This window comes from Deltaproteobacteria bacterium (assembly GCA_009929795.1).
Taxonomy (GTDB): domain Bacteria; phylum Desulfobacterota; class Desulfovibrionia; order Desulfovibrionales; family Desulfomicrobiaceae; genus RZZR01.
Genome location: RZZR01000116.1, coordinates 1 through 7091, shown reverse-complemented (window position 1 = coordinate 7091; position 7091 = coordinate 1). Strand labels below are relative to the sequence as shown.

Sequence of the window (7091 nt, the reverse complement as noted above, 5' to 3'; positions counted from 1 at the left end):
CAGCAACAACGCCCGCACCGTGACCCTCCGGCATGTGGATTCCGGGGATACCGACGATGCGACTGCGAACTTCCTGACCGATCTCGCCTTGGCCGCCAATGAAACCTTCGAGGAGACCTTCGGGGGCAACGGAGGCATCGTCCTGCGGGCCGGGGCGGCCTTGAAGGGGTTGGCGTCGGCCAATACCTCGGTCAACTACCTGATTTCCTACCGCAAGGAGGCATAGAATGCGACGATTCAACATCCCGGGGAGGGTGTCGCAAAACTCTACGCTCCCCCCTACCAACCTGTTCGATTCTGAGGGTCTGGTCGGCATCGATGCCAACGGAGACGCCGACACTCCTGCCCGGCAGATCACCGACACGGCCCTGGTGGTAGACCAGGACATTCGGATCGCAGCCGATGTCATGACCTACCGGGATTCCGGAGCCACCCACACCGTCGAGGTGCAGGCCCACAAGGGGGTCGCCTCCGGGTATGCTTCCTTGGACGCCGGGGTCAAGGTGGTCGAGAACCCGGCTTCGGCCACGGCCACCCCTACTGCGGCCTCGATCCCCATTTCTGATGGGGCGGGGAAATTGGCTGCGGGATGGGGAGGATCGGCCTCCACTCTGGCCACCTTGGACGCCGGGGTCAAGGTGGTCGAAAATCCCGCCAACGCACAGGAGGCCGGAGGGGCCGGGAAGATTCCTCTCGGGGATGCCGGCGGCAAGCTGGCTTCCAGTTGGGGAGGATCGGCCTCCACTCTGGCCACCTTGGACGCGGGGTCCAAGGTGGTTGAGAACCCTGCCTCGGCTACGGCAACCCCGACTGCGGCATCGATCCCCATTTCTGATGGGGCCAACAAGCTGGACATCGGGTGGTTGCCTACGGCCTCGGCCAGCGGGCTGGCTACCCTCGACGCCAGTTCGGAACTGGTGCAGCTTCCCCCGGCCCTCCAGGGCAGGACGGTGGTTGTGCCTTTGACCCTGGCGCAGTTGAAGACCATGTACACCACGCCGGAGTTGTTGATCTCCTCCCCGGGAGCCAACAAGGCCATCATCGTGGACTCCATTGTCTTCGAGGCCAACCGGACAGGAACTGCCATCTCCGGAGGCGGGGCGATCTCGATCAAGTACGCCTCCGGAGCCGACGTGTGTGCAACCATCGCTGCTGCTCTGCTCACCGGGGCTGCGGGAACGGAGATCGTCCGCAGGCTGCCTGTGGATGCCGCCGCCGCTTCGGCCAACATCTCCGCCAACGCCCTGGTGATCACCAACGCCGACGCCGTGTTCGCGGACGGGGCCGGAACTGAGTCTGCAAACGTGTGGATCCAGTACCGGATCATCTCCACCACGGCCTAGTCCCGCCTTCTGGGGCCTCCTCTGCCGGTGTTTCCAGGGAACTTGACCAGAGGAGGCCCCGCCTTACCCAGGAGGTAAAATGCCCGTAACCCGCCTGGGGGCGCGACTGAACACGGTCTCTGACCGCCCCCCGGAAGACGAAGAGCAGTGGAATGCCGCCAAGATCCGCAGCATTCCTGTTTCTGTTTCAGGGATCGATTCCGGAGACTCCCTAGTTTACGATGGGGCGGAACTCTCCCCCGGGGGCGGGAACCGCTACAGGACTGTCCTCAAGGCGGCGGATTATACGGTAGAAGCCAACATAGATGCGGTGCTGGTGGATGCTTCTTCCGGGGACGTGACAGTCACCTTGCCTGTGATCGACTCTTTTTCCCGGAGAGTCTATGTAAAAAAAGTGGATACCTCGTCGCATCTGGTGTACGTAGTCGGACAGGGGGGATCTACTGTGGATGGGGACCCTGCCGGCTACTTGGAGTTCCCCCTGGCCTATGTGCAGGTAGTTTCCTACGGGGGATCCTGGTGGACTTTGAACTGCTAAAAGGAGGTCCGATGAAATGGCTTCTACCCTCACGGTATCGGTTACTGAGACCCTGACCCTGGATGGGGACAACCTGGGAGCGGTGCGGTCGCTGACCTACACCGACGTAAACTATGCCTACCGACAGACCCTGAATGTAGCCACAGGATCCATGCAGACCCTGCTGACTATGGGGGCGGCCCCGGCGGGAGGGACCATTGTCCGGGCCAACTTCCGCTACGCCCGCTTCAGGAATGCCGACGCTACCAACTACGTTACTCTGCGCCTGCAGAAGACCGGGGCCGAAACCGCCTACATCAAGCTGGATCCCGGTGAGTTCTTCGTGCTGAGCCACCCGGCAATCGAAGTGGACACTGCCGGCGGGGCTTTCGCCGCTTTCAACGATCTGGACACCATCGCCGCCGAGGCCAACACCGCCGCCTGCAAGGTGGAGATCTTCGTCGCCACGGCATAGATAGACCGGGGGATGCTCAGGAGGTATTATTCAATGGTGAACTACCTGTGGGGCACCCTTGCTCAGATGCTTGGATTCCAGGGTGAAGGACAGGGGGTATTCGGGTACGTGAAGTGGGCTCTGATCGGGATCACGGGAACCTTCTGGGCCACCTACGGGATGCACATCGCGAACTTCACGTCCTCCCCCCTGTTCTTTGCCGTTACCGTACTGTGGGCGGGGGACTGGATCACCGGCTCGCTGCTAGCCTGGAAAGAGCACAAATACAGCACTTCCCGGGGCAAGTATTCTGTCCTGAAGCTGCTGCTATGGTGGGCCGCCTTGGGGGCCTCCTGGACGTTCTTGTTGAACAGCTACGGCTTCGATGACTTCGTTCCCTACCTCGTAGGGGCGACCATTTGCTGGACGGAGTTCCTCTCCATCCTGCGGAACTCCGCCAAGTATCTCGGACGCAACGGGAACTTCCTGCGCCGTTTGGCGGACAACCTTGAAGGCGAAGTGGATGTCCACTTCACCAGATGGGAGCGGAGTCTTCAGTGCAGACGGGGGATCAGAGATTCAGGCGAGGAGGAGCCACTTCCAAAGAAGCGGAAGTGAGCACCTTTTCCAGGATCTCCCGGAGCACCCACTGGCGGGAGACTCCGGCCGACACGGCCAACTGATCCAACGTCTCAACGTGCCTCGTTTCCATGTAGAGGGTCACGTTCACTTTCTTGTCCCAAGAGTTCAACTGCATGGCTCTATCCTACCTTATACTCTAAAGAGAGTCAACACAGCGGCGGGTATGGGCCTTCCACTGCTTCTCTCCGGTGAAGTCGTCCCGCCCGCAGTTCAAGCAGGTGAACAATCCCGCCGGGGCCAGGGCCGGATTGCGAAGCTGGGGTTGGACCTCCATGCAGATCAGGGTTCCCGGCCCCTTCGGATAGCCCGGACCCCAAGGATGGTCGTCTCGGGGGTCCCAGTAGGCTTTGTGGACCGGACAGGAGTCGATGATCTGGTCATCCAGAAACAGCAACTGGGGCCGCCCCGAATCCCTCCCGGAGAGGGCGTCCCAGGGTAGTTTACCGATGTTGTCCCAGTCCGGCTTCTTCGTGTACCGGAGTCCCGGATACCAGTTTGCCGCCGGAGGATACAGGGCGTAGATGGCGGCCCGCACTGCGTACCCGTTTGCGGGGATCGGGAAGTGATCCTTGAGGGGGAATTTCTCCAGGGCCAGAAGGCAGCACTCCCGGATGTAGGACTCCCGGGTCTGGTTTCGCGGGTCGTTGAAGGCAAACGCCTTCCCTCCCCGGGCGGCCACCCGGTGTCTGGCCTTGGGCTGGGGCCTGCCCGGGACCCAGAACTGGAAGTTCAGAGTCCCGGATAGAGGGATCCCCGCCAGAGGATTGTTCTTTCTCCGACTCACAGGACAACGTTCCTTTCTAGCTTGGTCTGGATGTTCTCCGTGTAGAAGGTGATCGTGTAGAACCCCGGGGCTCTAGGGAAGAAGTCGAAGCGGTACTCCCCCTGCCCTACTCGAGAACACAGACCCAGGATTTCCAGCGGAGATTCCTTGAAAGACCTGGAGTAGGTCTGGGAGTAGGAGGCGAGGACCCCAACGGAATCCGGCCCCACCACGACAGCCTCCACCCTCCAACCCCCAGGGTCCACCGCCATGCCCTCGGTCGTGTAGGTGTAGATCGAGAAGGTCTCGACCGACCCTGCTCGACAGGGGATGTTCAACCCGGGGGACACGGCCAGGAGGCGGGCTACCCCCGATTCCAGGGTGTGTCGGAACTTCCAGGTCGGGTAGTTGGTAAATTCGGCAGCCGAGATCGACAGATTCCACGTGTCATCGTAGAAAGGACTCTGGCCCGGGGGTACGGTCATGCGGATCCAGATCCCCACTTCCTCCTCCTCCTCCAGGGCTGCAGCGACCGCCAGGGGGGCTCCGGGGGTGGGGACGGAGAAAACCCCGCCCGGGTCCTCTGTCTCCCGGGAAATGCCCGGAAACGGGGCAGGGCCGGGCAGGGAGATTGCGATCTCTACCCCCGAGGGAGGGGAGACCACCCACAACTCCACGCTTGTAGCCCGCTCCCCCATGTTCTTCAACACCAGGGACCTGTAAATCACGGCCCCCGCCAACAGCCGCTCCGGGGAGAAGCTAGGAAACAGAGGCCATACCTGTGCAAGGTCCCTGGGATCGTTCCTCTGCAGGGTCAAATCCAGTGTGAATCCCGTGGTCGCCTGTAGGATTTCCTCCCCACGGCGGCCTCCGAAACTCAAAGACGGGTGGCCCGCACTGCCATTGGTACCGGGGTAGGTATAATAAAGTTTGACTTCCTCCTTCACAACTCCTCCTTCACAATCCGGCTCTCCCGGTTTTGGAACTCCACCCACACCTCAGAGTCGAAGTGCACCCCTTCCAGTCTACGGGGGGCTGTGGTAAGCACACAAGGGATCTCCTCCCGGAGGTTCTGCATCAACTTGTAGAGACACTGAAGGCCGGTGTCGTCCAACTCCCCCATCGGATCGTCGAGGACCAGGAATTCAAACGGGGTCCGGTTCCCAAAGATAAGCACCCTCCGCAATGCCAGGATCACGGCCAGGGCCATTCTGAACTTCTGTCCCTTGGACGGAAGCTTGTTGACGTTCTCTCCGGTCCGGAAGATGATGTCGAACTTCTCCCTGCCGGTAGCCGTGGTCGGAGGGAACTCCACGGTCATGTTGTCCCCGTACAGAATCCAGCGGTACTTGTCGGCATAGTAGGCCAGCACCTGGCGAATGTCGTCCAGCAGCATGTTCCGGAGGTCCTGCTGGAAGCCCTTGGCCAACTTCCGCAGGAGGGGGATCCGGTTCTCGATCTCCTCGATTTCCTTGTCCTTGGCCTGCAGACCCTCCGCCAGGGACTTTACCAGATCGACATGGATTTTGTGCTCCCTCTTCAGGGCTTCCAGGGATGCTGGCTCTTCCTGTAGGTTCAGCATCCGAATATCCTGTTCGATCCTCTGCACCGAAGCCTCGGCTGTCTTCCGGGCGGAGATGGTCTGCAGGGCACTCTGAATGGCCGAGTCCAGGACCCCGACCTCCTTGGCGGATCCTTGGAGGTCTTCGGCCGCAGATGCCAGAAGACGCTCCGCCTGCTCCCTCTCCTGACGGAGGTGGAGGGCGGCCGTCTGGGCCACCACCTGCCGACAGGTGGGGCACACCTCCCCCGCTCCCCGGACCTCCACCTGGGCTTGGGCCCGGTATTTTCCTACATCCACGGCCGCCCTCTGTTGCCGGTTCAGGGCCTCGTTCTTCTTGACCTGGAGGTCGGCAATGGTTGCCGGAGGAGGGGCCATCAGGATTTCCTTGTTGTGCTCCAACTCCAACTGTAACTCCCGCAGACGCTTCTCCTTGACCGCTTTTTCCTGCTGCACCCGATGGGTCTCCCCGGCTACCGAGGTTACAACCCGGGAGAGGGATGCTTGGGCCCGAACTAGTTCCGCCACCACCCGCTCCCGAATGCCCGCCTGCAGCCGGCGGTCTTCCTCCAACTTCAGAATGTCCTTCTGGACAGCAGAGCCCGCCTTCTGGAACAAGTCGTCGTAGGGGATCATCTCCCCGAGGAGCTTCATCCTCTGTCCCGGGGTGGCGGTTACGAACTGCGTGGCCTTGGAGGTGGAGTCCACCACAATGGCGTTGCAGTACACATCCCAGGAGATGCCATAGATTTCTTCCAGCATCTCCTGCGCAGGGCGGAGGTCGAGCTTGAACTCTTCCCCGTTCCAGGTGAAGTCAACGGTTTCCGACCCCTTGCGGGTCTTCAGGCGGGCTACACGCAAAGACCCGCCCCTTCCCGCAAGGAAGACCTCCCCGAAGATGCGCTCGGCATCCCAATGCATCAAGTCCGAGGCCCTCTCCCCGGAGGGCACCTGCCCCCACAGGATCCAGGTCAGGGCATTGGGCATCAGCGCCGACTTGCCGGCTCCGTTGGAATCAGAACTCTTCCCGTCCCCAACCTTGCCGAAGATAGCGTTGACCCCGGGGGAGAAGCGGACCTCCGTCCTGCGAAGATAGGACTGAAAGCCCTCGATAACCATCTTCTCTGGGATCATGATCTTCCGGCCTCCAACAAGTAGTGCTCCCCCATTTTCTGCCAGGGCTTCACCGGGAGCCCTTGTGCGGACCTCCACTTGGAGAATATGTCCTGGGGGGTCAAGGTCTCTGCCTTCTCGATCCTGCTCCCTTCGACCTTGATCTCCTGCTCCACAGGATGAATCTCGGCATCTGGATAGGCGGCCTTCACCAGACCCATGATCTCGATGGGGCACAGGATCCGGTTCCTGTTCCCCGGCGTGTAGCCCGGGAGAGGGAGTCCCGCCTCCCCTGTGACCGCCCACTTCCGGAAGGAAGGGTAGGAGGACGGTAGTTGCAGGGGGGTCAGACCCCCAGACCCAGTGTCAAACAACCAGGGTCCAACGTTGTCGTAGTCCCCGAAGGTATGGGGAATCGGGGCTCCCAGGTAGCGAACGTGTTCTACTCCGGGCAGGATCTGGGCGGCGTGGTAGTCCCCAAGGAAAACGTGCTGGTAGGCTTCGGGGCACAGGTCCGCAACACGGATGGGCTGGTGGATGGACTGGGAGGGGGAGACCTTCCCCTCCGCCAGGGAGACATGGCTAATCAGGATCTTCCGTTTTCGGGAGGAGAACACGGCCTTGGTAAACTCCTGCAGCATCTTCCGGTACTCCTCTGGAGGACGCCACGGAATCAGCACCAGGGAGTAGTCCTCGCC

Annotated in this window: 8 protein-coding genes; 4 read left to right on the top strand and 4 right to left on the bottom strand. The window is 61.3% G+C overall.

The features are described 5' to 3' along the window. The first annotated feature begins 227 nt into the window (after positions 1-227). The 4 genes from EOM25_10910 (at position 228) to EOM25_10895 (ending at position 2932) form a co-directional block, all read left to right on the top strand. The gene (locus EOM25_10910) at positions 228-1343 is read left to right on the top strand and encodes a hypothetical protein (protein ID NCC25686.1); all 1116 of its coding nucleotides are present in this window, start codon (positions 228-230) and stop codon (positions 1341-1343) included. A gap of 79 nt (positions 1344-1422) precedes the next feature. After that, the gene (locus EOM25_10905) at positions 1423-1881 is read left to right on the top strand and encodes a hypothetical protein (GenBank protein ID NCC25685.1); all 459 of its coding nucleotides are present in this window, start codon (positions 1423-1425) and stop codon (positions 1879-1881) included. A 16-nt stretch (positions 1882-1897) separates the two neighbouring features. Next, positions 1898-2335 carry a hypothetical protein gene (locus EOM25_10900; GenBank protein ID NCC25684.1) on the top strand — a complete coding sequence of 146 codons (438 nt, stop codon included), beginning with the start codon at positions 1898-1900 and terminating at the stop codon, positions 2333-2335. Positions 2336-2347: 12 nt separating this feature from the next. Next, positions 2348-2932: a hypothetical protein gene (locus EOM25_10895; protein ID NCC25683.1), complete on the top strand. Its 585-nt coding sequence runs from the start codon at positions 2348-2350 to the stop codon at positions 2930-2932. Here EOM25_10895 and EOM25_10890 read toward each other — a convergent pair. Genes EOM25_10890 through EOM25_10875 form a run of 4 tightly spaced genes read right to left on the bottom strand, consistent with a single transcriptional unit; the run spans position 2886 to position 6414 of the window. Then, on the bottom strand, positions 2886-3071 hold the full coding sequence (locus EOM25_10890; GenBank protein ID NCC25682.1) for a hypothetical protein: 186 nt from the start codon (positions 3069-3071) through the stop codon (positions 2886-2888). The genes EOM25_10895 and EOM25_10890 overlap by 47 nt on opposite strands. 21 nt (positions 3072-3092) lie before the next feature. Then, on the bottom strand, positions 3093-3740 hold the full coding sequence (locus EOM25_10885) for a RusA family crossover junction endodeoxyribonuclease (GenBank protein NCC25681.1): 648 nt from the start codon (positions 3738-3740) through the stop codon (positions 3093-3095). Then, the gene (locus EOM25_10880; GenBank protein ID NCC25680.1) at positions 3737-4666 is read right to left on the bottom strand and encodes a hypothetical protein; all 930 of its coding nucleotides are present in this window, start codon (positions 4664-4666) and stop codon (positions 3737-3739) included. Before EOM25_10880 ends, EOM25_10885 begins: the two co-directional genes overlap by 4 nt. Continuing rightward, positions 4663-6414, bottom strand: a complete 1752-nt coding sequence (locus tag EOM25_10875; protein ID NCC25679.1) for a hypothetical protein — start codon at positions 6412-6414, stop codon at positions 4663-4665. The genes EOM25_10880 and EOM25_10875 overlap by 4 nt, the downstream gene beginning before the upstream one ends. Positions 6415-7091 lie beyond the last annotated feature (677 nt).

What these genes read in the sequence shown, in the direction of transcription:
- EOM25_10875 (NCC25679.1), bottom strand. Translation starts at nt 6,414, where the DNA reads ATGATCCCAGAGAAGATGGTTATCGAGGGCTTTCAGTCCTATCTTCGC.
- EOM25_10905 (NCC25685.1), top strand. Translation starts at nt 1,423, where the DNA reads ATGCCCGTAACCCGCCTGGGGGCGCGACTGAACACGGTCTCTGACCGC.
- EOM25_10890 (NCC25682.1), bottom strand. Translation starts at nt 3,071, where the DNA reads ATGCAGTTGAACTCTTGGGACAAGAAAGTGAACGTGACCCTCTACATG.
- EOM25_10910 (NCC25686.1), top strand. Translation starts at nt 228, where the DNA reads ATGCGACGATTCAACATCCCGGGGAGGGTGTCGCAAAACTCTACGCTC.
- EOM25_10895 (NCC25683.1), top strand. Translation starts at nt 2,348, where the DNA reads ATGCTCAGGAGGTATTATTCAATGGTGAACTACCTGTGGGGCACCCTT.
- EOM25_10900 (NCC25684.1), top strand. Translation starts at nt 1,898, where the DNA reads ATGGCTTCTACCCTCACGGTATCGGTTACTGAGACCCTGACCCTGGAT.